The organism is Persicitalea jodogahamensis, from assembly GCF_014651615.1.
Lineage (GTDB): Bacteria > Bacteroidota > Bacteroidia > Cytophagales > Spirosomataceae > Persicitalea > Persicitalea jodogahamensis.
The window spans coordinates 532,755-548,127 of the sequence record NZ_BMXF01000001.1; the positions used below are offsets into that span (position 1 = coordinate 532,755).

At 50.1% G+C, this 15,373-nt stretch carries 14 protein-coding genes; 11 read left to right on the top strand and 3 right to left on the bottom strand.

Annotation, left to right across the window (positions count from 1 at the left end):
- The first annotated feature begins 26 nt into the window (after nucleotides 1–26).
- The 3 genes from IE117_RS02225 to IE117_RS02235 all read left to right on the top strand — a co-directional run bounded on the left by IE117_RS02225 (nucleotide 27) and on the right by IE117_RS02235 (nucleotide 3,598).
- Complete coding sequence (locus IE117_RS02225) at nucleotides 27–2,438, top strand: hypothetical protein (protein ID WP_189562716.1); 2,412 nt, start codon at nucleotides 27–29, stop codon at nucleotides 2,436–2,438.
- 58 nt (nucleotides 2,439–2,496) lie between these two features.
- Nucleotides 2,497–2,757 (top strand): DUF4160 domain-containing protein, encoded by a 261-nt coding sequence (locus IE117_RS26495; protein WP_189562717.1) that lies wholly within the window; start codon nucleotides 2,497–2,499, stop codon nucleotides 2,755–2,757.
- Between the two features lie 127 nt (nucleotides 2,758–2,884).
- Nucleotides 2,885–3,598 (top strand): tetratricopeptide repeat protein, encoded by a 714-nt coding sequence (locus IE117_RS02235; RefSeq protein ID WP_189562718.1) that lies wholly within the window; start codon nucleotides 2,885–2,887, stop codon nucleotides 3,596–3,598.
- 43 nt (nucleotides 3,599–3,641) lie between these two features.
- On the opposite strand, the gene IE117_RS02240 is transcribed toward IE117_RS02235, so the two are convergent.
- The 3 genes from IE117_RS02240 to bamJ form a co-directional block, all read right to left on the bottom strand.
- Nucleotides 3,642–4,394 carry a CPBP family glutamic-type intramembrane protease gene (locus IE117_RS02240; protein ID WP_189562719.1) on the bottom strand — a complete coding sequence of 251 codons (753 nt, stop codon included), beginning with the start codon at nucleotides 4,392–4,394 and terminating at the stop codon, nucleotides 3,642–3,644.
- Nucleotides 4,395–4,517: 123 nt separating this feature from the next.
- On the bottom strand, nucleotides 4,518–6,641 hold the full coding sequence (locus IE117_RS02245; RefSeq protein ID WP_189562720.1) for a carboxy terminal-processing peptidase: 2,124 nt from the start codon (nucleotides 6,639–6,641) through the stop codon (nucleotides 4,518–4,520).
- Nucleotides 6,642–6,652: 11 nt separating this feature from the next.
- The gene (bamJ, locus tag IE117_RS02250) at nucleotides 6,653–7,357 is read right to left on the bottom strand and encodes a BamJ family beta-barrel-assembly machinery protein (protein WP_308439259.1); all 705 of its coding nucleotides are present in this window, start codon (nucleotides 7,355–7,357) and stop codon (nucleotides 6,653–6,655) included.
- A 314-nt stretch (nucleotides 7,358–7,671) separates the two neighbouring features.
- Here bamJ and atpA point away from each other — a divergent pair, with 314 nt between their 5' ends.
- From atpA to IE117_RS02290, 8 genes are all read left to right on the top strand, one after another.
- Nucleotides 7,672–9,249 (top strand): F0F1 ATP synthase subunit alpha, encoded by a 1,578-nt coding sequence (atpA, locus tag IE117_RS02255; RefSeq protein WP_189562722.1) that lies wholly within the window; start codon nucleotides 7,672–7,674, stop codon nucleotides 9,247–9,249.
- 76 nt (nucleotides 9,250–9,325) lie between these two features.
- Nucleotides 9,326–10,207: an ATP synthase F1 subunit gamma gene (atpG, locus tag IE117_RS02260; RefSeq protein ID WP_189562723.1), complete on the top strand. Its 882-nt coding sequence runs from the start codon at nucleotides 9,326–9,328 to the stop codon at nucleotides 10,205–10,207.
- 263 nt (nucleotides 10,208–10,470) lie between these two features.
- Nucleotides 10,471–11,199, top strand: coding sequence for a LolA-like protein (locus tag IE117_RS02265; protein ID WP_189562724.1), 729 nt, complete (start codon nucleotides 10,471–10,473; stop codon nucleotides 11,197–11,199).
- A gap of 202 nt (nucleotides 11,200–11,401) precedes the next feature.
- Nucleotides 11,402–11,578, top strand: a complete 177-nt coding sequence (locus IE117_RS02270; RefSeq protein ID WP_189562725.1) for a hypothetical protein — start codon at nucleotides 11,402–11,404, stop codon at nucleotides 11,576–11,578.
- Nucleotides 11,579–11,713: 135 nt separating this feature from the next.
- Entirely contained in the window at nucleotides 11,714–12,253 is a 540-nt protein-coding gene (locus IE117_RS02275; protein WP_189562726.1) for a YceI family protein, read from the top strand.
- 219 nt (nucleotides 12,254–12,472) lie between these two features.
- On the top strand, nucleotides 12,473–13,468 hold the full coding sequence (locus IE117_RS02280; protein ID WP_189562727.1) for a mevalonate kinase family protein: 996 nt from the start codon (nucleotides 12,473–12,475) through the stop codon (nucleotides 13,466–13,468).
- Between the two features lie 123 nt (nucleotides 13,469–13,591).
- Nucleotides 13,592–14,455, top strand: coding sequence for a UTP--glucose-1-phosphate uridylyltransferase GalU (gene galU, locus IE117_RS02285; protein ID WP_189562728.1), 864 nt, complete (start codon nucleotides 13,592–13,594; stop codon nucleotides 14,453–14,455).
- Nucleotides 14,456–14,712: 257 nt separating this feature from the next.
- Nucleotides 14,713–15,360, top strand: a complete 648-nt coding sequence (locus IE117_RS02290; protein WP_189562729.1) for a response regulator transcription factor — start codon at nucleotides 14,713–14,715, stop codon at nucleotides 15,358–15,360.
- Nucleotides 15,361–15,373: the final 13 nt, after the last annotated feature.

Genomic DNA, 15,373 nt, shown 5'->3' on the forward strand with positions numbered 1-15,373 from the left:
CAGGCAGAAAAAGTAAAGTATATCAAATGAAAGGTAAAAATATACTGCTGTCATTGGCAGCCTTGGTGTTGGTGGGACCATTTTCATCTTTCGCCCAGAATGTACCACTGGCGGGGGTGCAACGGCAACTTGCAAGCTACACTGGCGAATATTTCCAGGAAAAAATCTACGTCCATGTAGATCGGCCGCTTTACGTGGTGGGCGAGACAATGTGGTTCAAGATTTATTGCGTAGCGGGTGATACACATCGCGCGTTGGATGTGAGTAAAATCGCGTACCTCGAATTGATTGATAAAGAGTCGAACCCCGTGGCGCAGATGAAGATTTCGCTGACCGACGGTCAAGGCGACGGTAACCTGATTGTTCCGGCAGGCCTGGCCAACGGAACCTACGCGGTGCGCTGTTATACCAACTGGATGAAGAATTTCAACCCTGACCATTATTTCGAGACGCCCGTCAGAATTCTCAATCCTTTTATCGTAGCAGATGATATGCCCGCCGCCGATGCAGCCAGAGTTCCGGCTTATGAGTTGCAGTTCTTTCCCGAAGGCGGAAATTTAGTAAGCCAGGTGGAAAACCGGGTGGCCTTCCGCGCCGCAGGGCGCGACGGAAAAGGCGTCGATTTTAAAGGAGCTTTGGTAAACGCCAAGAACGATACCTTGCTTCGTTTCGAGCCTCAGCGTTTTGGCTTGGGTAGTTTCAGGTTCACCCCGGCCGCCAGCGAAAAGTACCGCGCCATTTTGCAGGATTCGCAGGGGCATTCTTTTACATCTCCACTTCCCGGCGTTCAAAATCAGGGTTATACGATGCAGGTCAGTGATTCTGCCGATCAGTTTGTGAAAGTACTGGTACGCTCGCAGCCCGAAAGTATGGCAGCGGGCTTATCGCTGCTGGCGCACGGTCGGACCGCAAAGCCCCTGGCTTTACGACCGGTTATGCAGAACGGAACCGCTGTATTTTTAGTAGAGAAGGCTCAACTGAGCGAGGGCATTACGCAACTCACGGTTTTTGACCAGAATCCCAGGCCGGTAGCCGAGCGGCTTTACTTTAAGCGCCTGACCAAAGGATTAACCATAGAGGCCAAAACGGCGCAAAATGAGTATGGCCCCCGCGAAAAAGTACATCTCGATCTCATGGCTAACGCTACCGTAGAGGAGGCCGCCACACTGTCGGTTTCGGTCTACCTGCTGGATTCGCTGGATAGTCCCGATCCGATTGACATCGATGCCTACTTCGGGCTTACGTCCGACTTACAGGGAACAGTGGAGTCCCCCGCAACCTACCTGCAGGAAACCGGGACCGCGGCAGACGCGGCCCTGGACCATGTCATGCTCACCCACGGTTGGCGGCGTTTTCGGTGGGATGAGGTACTGAGTGATAAGAAACCTGATTTCAAGTACCTGCCTGAGTACGGAGGTCATTTTATCAAGGGAAAAATAACCAGCACGGAAACGGGACAACCTCAGAAGAACGTGGCCGCCTTCCTGGCGACGCCCGACCTGCGCCCTACACTCTTCATCGCCGAAAGCGACTCGCTGGGCAATTTGCGATTTGAAGTAAATAAGCTGCAGGACACTCAGGAAATTATCGTGCAGACCAACACGCGGCTTGATAGTACCTACCGGATCGAGATCAGCAGCCCGTACTCCGGCCAGGCTTCATCACGGCGGTGGCCGCAGTTTGCCTTCTCCTCCGAGCAGGAGACCCCGCTTCTGACGCGCAGTGTCAATATGCAGACGTTGAATGCCTTCATGGCCCGACCCACCTTGCGGCCCGTCTTTGCGAATACAGACAGCCTGGCATTTTTCGGAAAGCCAGACGAAAGGTACATGCTTGACGCCTTCACGCGCTTCCCCACCATGGAAGAAGTAATGCGCGAATATGTACCGGGAGTATTCGTCAGAAGACGCCAGAAGAAATTTCAATTCAATGTGCTGGACAACATTACGCCGCAGGGCGTTTTTAAAGACGAGCCACTCATCCTGCTTGATGGCGTCCCCGTTTTTGACACGGATAAGATAATGGCGTTTGATCCTTTGAAAGTAAAAAAACTGGAAGTGATCGATGCCCTTTACTACCTCGGCCCGCGCTCCTTTCCGGGCATCGTGAGTTATACAACTTACAAGGGCGACCTAGCGGGCTTTGAGCTCGATCCACGCTCGTTGGTGCAGTCCTATGACTTTGCCCAGTCGCGCCGTGAATTCTATGCTCCACGCTATGATATAGCCAGCGACCGCGCCAGCCGTCTGCCTGACTTTCGCAACCTTTTGCACTGGTCGCCCACCCTCACCACCAATGCTCAGGGAAAGCAGGGGTTGGACTTCTACACCTCCGACCAGACGGGTACTTACCGCGTGGTAGTGCAGGGACTCACGCCCGGAGGAACGGCGGGAAGCGGAGAGTATGTGTTTGAAGTAAAGCCGGGAGTTGGGCAGTAGGTTACTCTGTTCTAATATGCCCGTTTTCCTTCGCTTGTTTGGTTTCTGCTTCTTTTCTATGTCCTTTAACCTATTTGTAGAGCCATCTCATTTACATATTCAGAAAAAGAAAAACACGAGCAAGTACTGGATATTTTCGAGTGATGACTTCGAACTTGCAGAAAACCAAGAATTTACAAGCCGCGACCTCAATTCCATTGAGACGATTTTGCTCGAAAATAATCCTTTTGTATTGGCCAAATATGAACCGTGTTGTCATGAGAACAATCTCAAAGCCAAGCGTAAAGGCCGAAAACCAGCGAACTTTCCCAGATGTTGAAAGCTATGGTAGACGATGAAGAGATCGTGTTCACCTTGAAAGGTGGTCATATAATCCACTTTTAGCTTGGTTGAGATCCGTGGCAGCGGCTACTCCCGAACAGCAACGAAACGTGTGCGTTACACCTTTGTTCCTTTTCTGGGGCGAACTGGACGAGGTGATTGGTATTGAGCATATTGATTCTATAAGGAGACAAGTTGTATTTGTCATAGATGATGCAAACATGAGGCTAGTCGTATGTACATTAGTAGCTATTTGCTTAGGTGCTTGTTTTAGAAGTCCTGCTTCCGAATTCATACTGAAAGGGCGAGAAATGGCGAAAAGAAAAGACTTTATCAGAGCAATAGAGGCTTATGACGATGCGCTTCGATCGGAGCCAAAGAACATGGAAGCTTATTATTTTAGAGGTTTTGCCAAGTACGAAATCAAGGATTACGAAGGAGCTATGGAGGATTTGACCCTTTTAGTAAAATCGGGAATCAGGATAGAAAGAGACAAGTACCAGTATGTTTTCAATACCCGTGGGATTGCCAACTATTTTCTAGGCAACAACGAAGCCGCACTTAGGGATTATAGCGCGGCTATTTCAATAAATCCCAATTTTACAGATGCTTATGGGAATCGGGGTGATGTTAGAATGCTGTTGGGTGACGCATCTGGTGCAATAGCTGATTATGATTTTGCCATAGCTGTCGAGCCAGAGGATCTTGACCTCTACAACAACCGGGGCGTAGCTAGATACCAATTGAACGACACTACCGGAGCTTGCGGAGACTGGGCAAGGGCTGTTGAATTGGGTAGTGGTGAGGCAAAGGTTTCATGGGATAAGCACTGCAAGTAAGCATAGCAGAAAATCTGATGAGTCATTGGCCGTGAACTCATGCTTACTGCAGCAACCCAATTAACACAGGCAATAAATTAAACAGCGAGTGCTGTAATATGGCTTGTCCGAAGCCATACCGCATCCTGACGTAGCCGTTAAAGAGCCCCATCGTAATTTGCTGAAAGGTGATGAAAAAAGCCAAAGTCACCACGGTGGCCGTCACTTCACTGACATTGAAGACGTGCATGAGGCCAAACAGCAGTGAGGAAGTGTAAAAGACCCAGCCAAAGTTTTGCTCCCACCAACGCCGGATCGGTTGTTCAAAAACTGAAATGCTAAATAAAGCATAAGCGGTCAATCCGGTGATTAGGGCCATTCCGACCATGAGGTAGAATCCCGGGTCATCAAGTACTTCAATGATTGTGGTAGAGTAGGTGCCGCCGTAGGGTAGCCAATAGAAAACGATTAACCCCAACGATGCCGCCGTACGCAACGGACTGAACCGTAAGCCCCAGCGGTAAGCTAATTCTTCAAAGAGCGGAGCCGAAATAAGTGAGCCGACTACTCTGTCTGCTATGCCGTAATCAGCATGTACCTGCTTCTGCAGTTCCTCCCCCGTGAAATGAAGAATAAGCGGTTGGAAGCCGTTTATTTCCAGGATGATCCCGATGAAGCGGATGATCAAAAGAGCCAGAAAAAGCTTGAGAGTAGGGGATAAGGAGAAATCCTTTGCCTGTTTTTTACATTCAGGTTTTTTCAGGAAACGCCAGAAGTCGCGAAGGATAAATTGGATGGTAAATGTATCGTGCGGCATCGAGATTGGTGAAACTGACATTAAAAAAGCGGCCGCTCCATTGGAGGCGACCGCTTTTTTTCTTTGATTTTTGTGCTTTGCCGGGCAGTAGTGGGCAAAGACAGGCTGGAAGCCCGTGCCACATTACCGTTTCTTTTTAGTTCCGGCCAAGCTCGGTTCGTTGGTGATTGTCACCAGGTCTGCCAGAATGCGACTGGTTTCAGTAAGATAGATATCTTTCTTCTTCTTAGCGGGCGTAGTTTCCGTAGGTTCGGCTTCGTCACCACCGTCGGTGTCGTCGTCCAACTCTTTTAGGGCAGTCCGCTTCTTTTCGGCTTCGGCCCGTTCTTTCCGGCGCTTGTCAATTTGCAGCGACACCGTCTTGTCTTCGCGGGCTTTCTTGAAGTCAGCCAGATCGCTCACCAGCTTCTTCAAATCTTCGTCGGATTTCAAGCGACTGTTGTACTTGTCACGCAGCTGGTTCACAATCTGATCGCTGATATTGAGCGTCAGCTCGTAGCGCGAAGAAGGGATTTGATCCCATGGCAGAGCACTGGGTTGTGAGGCTTCCCCGTATTCGTCGTTCTTATATGCCGTGGGTAGTTCCAGATCGGGCATCACGCCACGCAATTGCGTACTACTGCCGTTAATTCGGTAGAACTTGGCTACGGTCATCTTCACTTCTCCCAAATCGTCTTTTTCCTTAGGCATCCATCTGTTCAATTCAATGAGCGTCTGCACGGTTCCTTTTCCGTAGGTCTGTTCGCCCACGATAATTCCGCGCTTGTAATCCTGAATTGCCGCCGCAAAAATCTCCGATGCCGAAGCACTGAACCGGTTTACCATTACCGCGAGCGGTCCATCGTAAGCCACCATAGGGTCGGTGTCAGACTGTACTTCTATTTCCCCCTGCGACTCCTTCACCTGCACCACGGGACCTTTGTTGATAAACAATCCCGTGAGCGAAATCGCCTCGGTCAGAGAGCCACCGCCGTTGTTGCGCAGGTCAATCACAATTCCCTCCACTCCTTCTTTCCGCAGATCATCCATAAGCTTTTGAGTATCGCGGGTGGTGCTGGAAAATTCCTTTTCCCGCTTCTGGGCACCCTCGAAATCACGGTAAAAAAGAGGAATGTCGATGACACCAATCTTCATGGGTTTGCCGCCATGATCCACCGTCACAATCTCGCTTTTGGCACGCTGTTCTTCCAACTTGATTTTTTCGCGCACAATGCGAATCTCACGTGGTGGCGTGTTGGGCAGAGCGTTGGCAGCAAGCACCTGCAGACGCACCACTGTACCTTTGGGGCCTTTGATGAGCTTAACGGCATCATCTACGAACCAGCCCACGATATCAACAAAATCGTTGTCGTCTCCCTGAGCTACGCCCATGATGCGATCCTCCTTTTTAAGCTGCTTCCCCCGAAAAGCCGGGCCGCCGGGAATGACGTCTACAATTTTAATGTAGTTTTCCTCTTCGCGCAGCATGGCTCCAATGCCTTCCAGCGACTGGCTCATATCCTGCTTGAAACGATCGGCAGACACCGGACCCAGGTAGTTGGTGTGCGGGTCAAGCGACTCAGCGTAGGAATTCATGTACATCTGAAAAACCTGCTCCGAACGAATGCGCTCCAAGGCGCGATTCCGGGTCTTGTAGCGCTTGGAAAGCGTGTTGATGGCCGCCGTATCAGCCTTACCCGTCAGTTTCAGATCCAGGGCTTCGCTTTTTATGTATTTGCGCCACGTATCGTCGAGTTCGTCATTGCTTTTCGCCCAGGAGGCTTTCTCACGGTCTGTGTTCAGAGTTTCCTCTTCTTCAAAGTCGAAAGGATTGGGCTTTTCCAGCAACTGCTGGATATAATTGCTCCGCTCCTGGTACCGCTTGCGAAAGGTATTGTAAATCTCGAATGGAACTTCCAACTCGTCATTCTTGAGGAAATCGTCGAAGGAGTACTTGTACTTGTCGAACTTCGCCACGTCAGAAGCCAGAAAATACAGCTTGCTGTGATCGATGTCATCAAGGTACTTCTTATAAATCTCCGCCGAAAGCGAATCGTTGAGATCGAGTTTGCGGTAGTGATAGTTCGAAAGAATCCGAATAGCCAGCCCCTCGGCTTTCAATTGCGCGGGCGATGGTTTCAAGTCCTCAGAAAGCGATCCCTCCTCGAATTCGATCCCGTCGGGGAATCGGTCGGCACTCTGGGGCTGCGGCCCTTGCTGCCATCCGAGTAAGACGACGGGGATCAGGGTAATCAGGTACTTTCTCATGTATGATACAGTTAAAGGATTTCTAATAATTCCACATCAAAAATCAGCGTCGAGCTCGGCCCGATTTTAGGTCCGGCGGCACGCTCGCCATAGGCAAGATCGGCGGGAATAAACAACCGGAACTTTGAACCTACGGGCATCAGCTTCAAAGCCTCTGTCCAGCCTTTGATGACGCCGCTGACGGGAAACTCTACGGGTTCGCCCCGCTCAACAGAACTGTCAAAAACCGTTCCATCGATCAATGTCCCGTGGTAATCCACTTTCACGCGTGACGTATCGGCAGGTTTTGGTCCTTCGCCCAGCTTTACTATTTCATATTGCAGGCCGCTGGCGGTCGTTGTCACATTGGGACGTTTCTTGTTTTCTTCCAAAAACTTTTTGCCTGCCGCCAGGTTGGCGTTGCCTTTGGCACTAGCTTGTTTCTGAAAATATTCGCCGATGTACTGATTAGCCTGCTCAGGGGTAAGTTCGGTATCCTGTTCTTTCAGCGTTTCATTAATTGCCTTCAACAACAAATTGGTGTTGATGTCCGAAAGCCCCTGGGCCTTCAGTGAGCCACCTACGCTGAGTCCAATCGCATACGCGACGGAGTCGAGGGCAGTTTTCAGCGGTTTGGGCGCGGCAGCTGGTGTAGTGGCAGGTTTTGCAGTGGCTTTGGAAGTTTGCGCAAGGGTCTGGGTGGATAGGAAAGTGGCGCAAAATGCAAATGCGGCCATTGATTTCAAGATACGGTACATTCGGTTTTACAGGTACTGTTTAGTATAAAATATTGAAAAGACGGTAAAGAAACGAAAGCATTTGTCTAATAAACACAATTCGGCCCGGAAAAAGTTTGGAGGGCACCGCTAGCCCCCTGAGAATGTCTTTCGTTGGTATATTTTCCTGCGTATGGGCAATCCTTAGAAAAGTATAATTTGGGGCATGGAGTTTTTTTAGAGTAAATCAAAATATTAACAAATAAAATCGTAAATTTGCGGCTGTTTTTGAAACAGAGACAACCTCAACTCCCAAATCTAGTAAATCACATTATATGGTATCTGTAAGACCGGACGAAGTTTCAGCCATTTTGCGCGAGCAACTCGCGGGTTCGAAATCAGAGGCGGAACTCGAAGAAGTCGGTACGGTGCTGCAGGTCGGTGACGGCGTGGCGCGTATCTACGGCCTTTCCAAAGTACAAGCTGGCGAATTGCTGGTTTTTGAAAATGGCCTGAAAGCCTTGGTGCTTAACCTTGAAGAAGACAACGTCGGCGCGGTTTTGCTCGGAGAGTCGAGCGAAATCAAAGAGGGCGACACGGTGAAGCGTACCAACGAAATCGCCTCAATCCAGGTAGGCGACGGTATTGCGGGCCGCGTAGTCAACACTTTGGCCGAGCCCATCGATGGACTTGGTCCCGTACAGGGCGAATTGTTCGAGATGCCGCTAGAACGCAAGGCACCTGGCGTAATCTTCCGCCAGCCCGTAACCGAACCGCTGCAGACAGGTATCAAGGCAATCGATGCCATGATCCCCATTGGTCGCGGCCAACGCGAGCTGGTGATTGGTGACCGGCAGACCGGTAAGACGGCTGTTTGCATCGATACCATCATCAACCAGAAGGAATTCTACGATCGGGGTGAGCCGGTTTATTGTATCTACGTAGCTTGTGGGCAGAAGGCTTCCACAATCAAGCAGATCGAGGCTACCCTGCGTCGCTACGGTGCGATGGATTACACCGTCATCGTGGCCGCCGGTGCTTCCGATCCCACGCCCATGCAGTTTTTCGCACCCTTCACGGGAGCGGCCATCGGCGAATACTTCCGTGATACGGGACGCCCCGCGCTGGTGATTTACGACGACCTTTCCAAGCAAGCTGTATCGTACCGTGAGGTGTCGCTGCTGCTTCGCCGCCCACCCGGACGCGAAGCTTATCCCGGCGACGTATTCTATCTGCACAGCCGCCTGTTGGAGCGGGCTGCCAAGATCGTAAACGATGATTCGATTGCCCAGAACATGAACGATCTGCCTCCTTCGCTGAAAGGCAGGGTGAAAGGCGGCGGTTCGCTGACGGCACTGCCGATCATCGAAACGCAGGCTGGTGACGTGTCGGCCTATATTCCTACAAATGTAATTTCGATCACCGACGGTCAGATCTTCCTGGAAACGAACCTGTTCAACTCCGGTATACGTCCCGCCATCAACGTGGGTATTTCGGTGTCGCGGGTAGGAGGTAACGCCCAGATCAAATCAATGAAAAAAGTAGCGGGTACCCTGAAGCTCGACCAGGCTCAGTTCCGCGAACTGGAAGCTTTCGCCAAGTTCGGTTCTGACCTCGATGCCGCCACGCAGTTGGCCATTGACCGTGGACGCCGCAACCAGGAGGTACTCAAGCAGCCGCAGTATAGCCCCGTTCCTGTGGAGCAGCAGGTAGCTATCATCTACGCTTCTACCAAAGGTCTAATCGATAAGGTTCCCGTCGAAAGGGTGAAAGAATTCCAGGAGGATTACCTCACGGTACTTTCAGGCCAGTATGCCGATACGATGAGCGCTTTCCGCGCCGGAAAATTTGACGACACACTTACCGCTGTGTTGGAAAAAGTAGCGAAGGAAATCGCGGCTAAGTATATTTAATTTTGGATGAATGAGTGATCGAGAGAATTAAAAATTATTCCCTGATTCCCTTGATCTCTCATTCAAAATTGAACGAATGGCAAGCTTAAAAGAAGTACGTAACCGCATAGTCTCGGTTAGCTCTACCCAGCAGATCACCCGCGCCATGAAAATGGTGGCGGCGGCGAAGTTGCGCCGTGCGCAGGACAACATTATACAGATGCGGCCCTATGCTCAAAAACTGGGCGAAATGCTGGCAACAGTATCATCGGGTAGCGAGACCGGTTCTGACAGCCCATTCGGCCAGACGCGGTCTGTAGAGAAGGTGTTGCTGATTCTGGTGACCTCTGATCGGGGATTGTGTGGTGCATTCAACACCAATGTCATCAAAGCCGCAATGGCTCACATTGAGGCCAACTATGCCGATCTGGCACGTCAGGGGAAGGTAGAGGTTTTGGCTATCGGTAAAAAAGGAGCCGAAGGCATGACCCGCCGGGGCTTCAAGGTGAATGCGGCTTATCAGGGCATCTTTACGCAACTCAGCTTTGTGGCTGTGAAAGAGGCTGCCGAAGCAGCGATGGCGATGTTTGCCAATGGCCAGTATGATCGCGTTGATCTGATATTCAACGAATTCAAGAACGTCGCTACCCAAATTATCCGTACCGAGCAGTTTTTGCCCATTGCGTCTGACCCAGCCAACGGGCAGGGCGGTCGACCGAATATCAACTATACCTTTGAGCCGGATGAGGAGCAGATCGTCAACGAACTGATCCCCAAATCGCTTAAAATACAATTGTACCGGGCAGTGTTGGAATCCAACGCCTCGGAACATGGTGCCAGGATGACTGCCATGGATAAGGCCACCGACAACGCCCAGGAACTTTTGAAAGACCTGCGGCTCGTCTACAACCGGACACGTCAGGCAGCTATTACCAAAGAAATTCTGGAAATCGTGGGTGGAGCGGAAGCTTTGGCATAAGAAATAGTTGACCCTCCTTTTGATAGGGAAGCACATGCGAAAGCGATGCTTCCCTTCTTTTTTGAATTGGAAGTTGGTTTCGAAGCAAGAGTGGAGTGGTGGGGCGCTCAAAAATTATGAACGAAGTTTCAATGCTTCGAGTTTACTTTATCAATTATTTGGACTAGTAGTAACCACGGTAAACCGCTGGTACCATATTTGTCCCAGTGTCTGTTCGAAATTGTTTAGTTTGTTTTCATTTCATCAAAAAGATAAACCTTATTATGCGTAATCAATCAATAGTGAAATTACTCGGGCTGTTTGCCTTCGTCCTGGTACTCAATACGGCTCAGGCCCAGTCAGTGGATGAAGTCATCGACAAGCATGTGGCCGCAATGGGTGGTGACAAGTACTCCAGCATTAAGGGTTTGAAGATGGAGGCAACGGCTCAGATCATGGGCATGGACCTTCCTTCGACGACTACCATTGTGCAGGGACGCGGAATGCGCAGCGAAACGACGGTGCAGGGGTCGGCCATTGTGCAGGCGATCGACGGCGAGACGGGCTGGATGATTAACCCCATGGCCGGCCAAACTACTGCGATGGCCTTGCCCGAGGATCAGGTGAAGATGTCAGCCGGGCAGTTGGATCTGACGGGACTATACAACTACAAAGCCAAGGGTCATAAGGCTGAGCTAATGGGTGAGGAAACCGTGGAAGGCGCACCCATGTATGTGGTGAAAGTTGATATGGCCAATGGAGCTACGGCGACGCATTACATTTCCAAGGATACCTATTATATCCTCAAATCGGTTATCAATACCGAAGTACAGGGACAGGCAGTAGAAGTGAAAACCAATTTTTCCAACTTCAAGCAGGTGGACGGAGTGACCTTTCCCTTCACGACTGAAATTGAATCGCCTGCCATGCCGGGCGTGATGACAATGATGGTTAATAACGTGCAGGTGAATCCTACGGTGGACGAGAGCATTTTTGCGATGCCGAAGAACTAGACAGGTTCAGGTTACGCGATCGAGTACTTTCGTATTCTGGATTTCGAGCCGCCCGCCTTCCGGTGGGCGGCTTTTTTGTGGGAAATTTTAATTATCTATAGAAAATATTCCCCAACTACTGCAGAACTATTGGTGATGCCGGGACGGAACGGTTCTTTTTGAAGCTCTTAAATAGAAATTTGTCAACTAAACTAACTATATAATGGCACGTAAAAGAGGAGAACCCGCAATACCCGGTACCGGGAAAGAGCTTTTGGAACCGCCCGTATATCCGTCATTCCCCAAGAATACGCCTAAAACTACGCCACCTTCCGAGGAGTCGGATGGTACGCCTGGGAAAGTACCCGATCGGGATACTGATCGCGAGGGAGGGATTTGAGCTGCTGATATTGAGAATGTTAAGGCCAGATACTATACGTATTTGGCCTTTTTTTTTATCCAGGCAAACTTTTTTTTATTATTGTGTGTATATACATCAATTGTAATCACATTAATAATCCTTTTTTCAAAAATCATGGAAACAGCAACAAAAACGGTTTGGAACATTGACCCTACCCATTCCGAAATCCAGTTCAAAGTGAAACATTTGGTCATTTCAACTGTAACAGGTCATTTTCGACAGTTTGAAGGCACGGTAGAAACGGATGGCGAGGATTTCAGCACGGCGGAAATCGCTTTCAGTGCCGATACCGTCAGCGTGGATACCAATCAGGAACAACGCGACCAGCACCTGCGCACAGCAGAATTTTTCGACGTGGAAAAATTCCCGAAAATGACCTTTGTATCGACTAATGTAAAAAAGGTAGGAGATGACGATTACATTATCACCGGAGACTTGACGATCAAGGACACTACCAAATCGGTAGAGCTGAAAGCGGAGCATGGCGGCTACATGACCGACTTTTACGGAAACTACAAAGCGGGATTTGAAGTAACCGGTAAAATCAATCGCAAAGACTTCGGCCTAGTGTGGGGCGGCGTAACCGAGGCAGGCGGAATTGTCGTGAGCGACGATGTCAAGCTTGAGTTTAACATTCAGGTGGCTAAGGCTTAATCAGGCCCAAAATATCCGAAAGGGTGAATGAGTGATTGTTTCAAATCACTCATTCACCCTATTTCTTTTCAGGGGTTCAGGAGTCGCACGATGTCACCACGTCTGCCGCTGATTTTTAGCGCTGGAAATTTTTACATAATCATATCAGCGGTTTGACTAGCCAAGTTTGTTCTGTTCCGGTATTTCTTCGTAATATTGGCAAAAAAAGCAACTGGTTCCTTGATTATAGAAACGCGTGCCTACGCCCGAGCCGGGCTGCTCGGCAACCCTTCGGATGGTTTTTTCGGCAAGACGATTTCGGTGTCTGTGCGTAACTTCGGCACCTCGATTTCCCTCTACGAGTCTCCCGAATTGCACATTGAGCCACAGCCGCAGGATAGTAGTACTTTCAAAAGTGTGTATCATCTGCGCGACTCAGTGAGTATGCTGGGCTATAACGGGGGAATCCCACTTATCAAGGCAGGTATCAAAAAGTTTGCGGAGTATTGCGAACAGAACGGTATTCGGTTACCCAATCGCAACTTCACCGTCCGTTACCGCTCGTCGATACCCCGGCAGGTAGGTATGTCGGGTTCCAGCGCCATAGTCGTGGCGCTGTTCCGGGCTTTGATCCAGTTCTACAAGGTGGAAATCCCGTTGGAACACCTCCCTCAACTCGTGCTTAATTCCGAAACTGAAGAATTGGGCATTGCGGCAGGTTTGCAGGATCGCGTCATTCAGTGCTACGAGGGCTGCGTCTATATGAATTTTGATAAAGAACTCATCGAAAAGCAGGGGTACGGTGAATATGAGCGCCTTAACCCTGCCCTGCTGCCCAAGCTTTATGTTGCTTACAATACCCACCTGAGCAAGGTATCGGGCAAAGTACACAGTGATGTGCGCGCCCGATTTGACCGGGGCGAAGCCGAAGTGAAAGATGTGCTCAACCAGATTGCGCAACGCGCCGCTGAGGGTCGCGCAGCCCTACTAGAGGGTCGTCCCGACGACCTGCACGATCTTATCAACCAGAATTTTGACCTTCGATGCCAGATTTACAATGTATCGGAATCCAATAAGCAGCTGATCGCTGCGGCCCGAAGCTGCGGTGCATCCGCTAAATTCGCCGGATCGGGCGGAACGATTATCGGTACTTACCGTGACGACGATATGCTCAACCGCCTGTTCGTAGAACTTAAGAAGCACAACGCCCGGGTGGTGAAGCCTTTTGTAGTATAGGGGTTCGGCTGCTTTACCCTTGCAGCCATTTTCTCGTATGGACTTCAATATCAATAGGAGGATATTCCATTTTATCTAAAAAAATAAGCCGATCGCCGAAAGCCGACGGCCAAAAGCCAAAATATGATTCGTAAAGCCGTTATTCCCGCCGCCGGACTAGGCACCCGCTTTCTGCCCGCCACCAAGTCCATGCCCAAGGAAATGTTGCCCATCATCGATATCCCGACGATCCAATATGTCGTGCAGGAAGCTGTGGACTCAGGGATCGAGGACATTCTGATTATCTCCGGCAAAGGAAAACGGGCCATCGAGGACCACTTCGATCGCAACTTCGAACTGGAAGCCCGTTTGGAAGAAAAGGAAGACCAGGCCTGGCATACCGAAATGCGCCGCCTGGCCGACATGGCCAATATCCATTTTGTGCGCCAAAAGGAAGCCAATGGCCTGGGCGATGCTATCCATTATGCCCGCCATCACGTAGGCGACGAACCCTTTGCCGTACTTCTGGGGGATACGATTATGGATTCGGTCATTCCGGTTACGCAGCAATTGATGGATACCTACGAGCAATATGGCGGTTCGGTAATTGCGGTGGAAGAAGTTCCCGCTGATAAGGTTGACCGCTACGGGATTGTCGGAGGCGACGCTCTGAGTGATATCATTCTTGAACTGAAAACCCTGATTGAAAAGCCGGCAATTGGCAGCGCTCCTTCCAATCTCGCCATCGCAGGGCGCTACATTCTGACCCCTGACATTTTTCAGACCATCGAGAAAACGCCTAAAGGAAAGGGCGGCGAAATTCAGCTTACCGACTCGCTACTTTTACTGCTGCGCCGAGAGAACATCTACGCCCACCGCATCGAAGGCCAGCGCCATGACATTGGCAATAAGCTGGATTTTCTGAAAACGACCGTCGCTTTTGCCCTGAAACGCAAAGAGTTTGCGGGGCCGTTTCGGGAGTTTTTGATGGAAATTCTGGCGAAGTAAGCTAGTCAAGATCCAGATTCTCTTCCCGCTATGCCTCTCCGGTAGCCTCCTGTTTATACATTTTGTAAGTACTTAGTGAAAACCCTAACAAGCCAAAGTTTAGGGTTTTCACTATTATATTGGTGTCTTATTAAATCCTACTTTTGCTACACAAAATTCAATTTTGCGAAACAAAACGTAGAAAAACCCAATTGTCACTAGGCAGACTTCCAACCAAAGCCAATCCTGCACCGTCCCTGATCACTGAAAGGCCAGCCATGATACGCGTATTGATAGCCGATGACCACAATGTATTTGTCGAAGGCATAGAGTCGCTCATTTCTGGTTCGGAGGACATTGAAGTGAGAGAACGGTGCTACACGGTAGAATCGGTGATGGAGCGGCTGAGTAACGCCGAAATGGATGTCGTTCTGCTGGACATTTCCTTCCCACAGATAGAAGCGGGGCTGGGTTTGTGTGAATACATTACTCAGACTTATCCGACCGTCAAGGTCATAGCCCTGACGATGCACGATGATGCGAGTCTGATCAAGCGGGTGGTGAAGAAAGGCGCAAAGGGGTACTTGCTGAAAAACACCACCAAAGTGGAGCTGCTTCAGGCCATCAGGGCCGTGTATCAGGAAAAGCAGTATTTCAACGAAACGATTACGCATATCCTGCTCAACGATGAGCCCCAGAGCCGTAAATCAGCCGCCGGAGTGGCATTGAAGCCAAAGCTCACACCTCGAGAGTCAGAGGTGTTGGCGCTGATTGCACAGGGGCTGACCACCCAGCAAATGGCGGCTCAGATGTTTGTGAGTGCCAAGGCTGTGGAGTTTCATCGCAGCAGTCTGCTTATGAAGTTTGGGGTTCCGAATACGGCGCTTTTGATCAAAACTGCCATGGAACTGCATTTGATTGCGTGATCAGTTCCACGAG

Excerpts from the sequence above, each read along its gene's own strand:
- IE117_RS02225 (WP_189562716.1), top strand. The coding sequence starts at position 27 with ATGAAAGGTAAAAATATACTGCTGTCATTGGCAGCCTTGGTGTTGGTG.
- IE117_RS26495 (WP_189562717.1), top strand. The coding sequence starts at position 2,497 with ATGTCCTTTAACCTATTTGTAGAGCCATCTCATTTACATATTCAGAAA.
- IE117_RS02240 (WP_189562719.1), bottom strand. The coding sequence starts at position 4,394 with ATGCCGCACGATACATTTACCATCCAATTTATCCTTCGCGACTTCTGG.
- IE117_RS02245 (WP_189562720.1), bottom strand. The coding sequence starts at position 6,641 with ATGAGAAAGTACCTGATTACCCTGATCCCCGTCGTCTTACTCGGATGG.
- bamJ (WP_308439259.1), bottom strand. The coding sequence starts at position 7,357 with ATGGCCGCATTTGCATTTTGCGCCACTTTCCTATCCACCCAGACCCTT.
- atpA (WP_189562722.1), top strand. The coding sequence starts at position 7,672 with ATGGTATCTGTAAGACCGGACGAAGTTTCAGCCATTTTGCGCGAGCAA.
- atpG (WP_189562723.1), top strand. The coding sequence starts at position 9,326 with ATGGCAAGCTTAAAAGAAGTACGTAACCGCATAGTCTCGGTTAGCTCT.
- IE117_RS02265 (WP_189562724.1), top strand. The coding sequence starts at position 10,471 with ATGCGTAATCAATCAATAGTGAAATTACTCGGGCTGTTTGCCTTCGTC.
- IE117_RS02270 (WP_189562725.1), top strand. The coding sequence starts at position 11,402 with ATGGCACGTAAAAGAGGAGAACCCGCAATACCCGGTACCGGGAAAGAG.
- IE117_RS02275 (WP_189562726.1), top strand. The coding sequence starts at position 11,714 with ATGGAAACAGCAACAAAAACGGTTTGGAACATTGACCCTACCCATTCC.
- galU (WP_189562728.1), top strand. The coding sequence starts at position 13,592 with ATGATTCGTAAAGCCGTTATTCCCGCCGCCGGACTAGGCACCCGCTTT.
- IE117_RS02290 (WP_189562729.1), top strand. The coding sequence starts at position 14,713 with ATGATACGCGTATTGATAGCCGATGACCACAATGTATTTGTCGAAGGC.